This is a genomic window from Marinobacter denitrificans, from assembly GCF_008795955.1.
Taxonomy (GTDB): domain Bacteria; phylum Pseudomonadota; class Gammaproteobacteria; order Pseudomonadales; family Oleiphilaceae; genus Marinobacter; species Marinobacter denitrificans.
In genome coordinates, this window is sequence record NZ_VMHN01000029.1 from 1 (window position 1) to 1,464 (window position 1,464).

The 1,464-nt window shown below is 47.5% G+C and carries 2 protein-coding genes; both read right to left on the minus strand.

Annotated features, from left to right (window positions below):
• Positions 1-96: 96 nt before the first annotated feature.
• A complete protein-coding gene (locus FO268_RS22690; RefSeq protein WP_150995418.1) occupies positions 97-825 on the minus strand; it encodes a hypothetical protein in 729 nt (242 codons plus the stop codon).
• Positions 826-907: 82 nt separating this feature from the next.
• Positions 908-1,252 (minus strand): hypothetical protein, encoded by a 345-nt coding sequence (locus FO268_RS22695; protein WP_150995419.1) that lies wholly within the window; start codon positions 1,250-1,252, stop codon positions 908-910.
• Positions 1,253-1,464 lie beyond the last annotated feature (212 nt).

The following is a 1,464-nucleotide window of genomic DNA, read 5'->3' on the forward strand; positions in this document are numbered from 1 at the left end:
TGTGAGTGCCTGACAGCCCCACGAGACTAGCGAAGCAGGCGTTCTCGCTCATGGGTTTAAGTTGGCCGCTGGCGCGGCCAAAAAAATGACTATTGCCTATTGATCCCGAGAAGGCTCATATGTGTTAGGGGTGTACATTTTTGACACGACCTTAAACGCAGCGACACTTAATTCGCCACAGTTCGATGCTACGGCATCAATCGCTGAAAAGAGCTCTTCATGTCCAGAGTCTTCATTGAGCAAATAGACTGCAGATGTTTCCTGATACGTTAACCATGGTGATTGATTGGAAAATTTCTCATGTACGTTATCGATGAATTCGAAGCTCTCATTAATCGCAAGGCCATACGGTGTAAGTCGTATTAAATTGAACTGAAGGTAGTCTATACATGTAAAAAGCTCGGAGTATGCATCACACGATTCCCGAAATATGGCTGATAAATCTGGGTTGTTTTTTCCTTCTAGCTTAAAATTTATGTTGTTTTTCATGTTGTTAACTATTCGCTCTATTCTGTGCAACGACTTATCAACATTCACATACGCAACAATAACCGCATCAATTGCTTTTATTTTTTCACTGGACTGCAACGCTTCATGCTGTAGTTGCCTATTCTTTTCTGACGAAATCTCGATTTGTCTTAACGCCCACCAGATCGTGACCAGCCAACCCACTATGCTGATCATAGAAGGGACCAAGATTTGGGCGAGCTCCCAGTTTTCTCTGTGCATTACCAAGTCTCGTCCGTGGAAGATGGTTAACCCCATCAATGCCCACAGACCAAGCACTACGAATCCGGCAAAAACACCTAACCAGGTGTGATTCATTCGATTATCACCCTAACGCCCGGCTCACGCGCCGGTTTGGAGCCGCGAAGCGGCGGAAAATCGGTCGCTGTGCAGCCGATTGTTAGGGCCTTGCGAGAAGTTTGCTATAAACCGCATGCTTCTGCTCCTCTGTACTGCTTTTGTCAAAGCGTTCGAACAGCCCAAAAAGGAAAAGCCTCTCATTCATGGTCATGCCGTCAATTCTATCAATGGCATCATGTTTAAACTCAAGCCAAAGGCCATACGATTTTGAATGGTCCGCCTCGCTCTGGAGCCACGAATTTCCAAAGAACCTCTCAACCATTTCCTCGAGGCCTCTGACGCTCTCGTTGCCGGACTTCCAGTTCTCCAGCCCCTGCACCAGGTCATGTAGTGGTTTTTCATTCGAGATATTGCCGAATTCTTGAGCGAGTTCGTCGAGATTCATTTATAGCCCTAACGCTTAGGTAACCGGCGCCGGAGCGACAGCGGAGGGAACCAAAAGCGGTACGCTTTTGGCGTCCGGTTGACCGACTTGATACTGATTGAGCCTTCTCCCCAGCCCAGCGGTTGCCCGCTAAGCTGGAAGGCGACCAAGCACTACAAGGGAGAAGACTCAATGAACTTTTACCATAGCACCCACCGCCACTATTGTGGAAT

What these genes read in the sequence shown, in the direction of transcription:
- FO268_RS22690 (WP_150995418.1), bottom strand. Translation starts at nt 825, where the DNA reads ATGAATCACACCTGGTTAGGTGTTTTTGCCGGATTCGTAGTGCTTGGT.
- FO268_RS22695 (WP_150995419.1), bottom strand. Translation starts at nt 1,252, where the DNA reads ATGAATCTCGACGAACTCGCTCAAGAATTCGGCAATATCTCGAATGAA.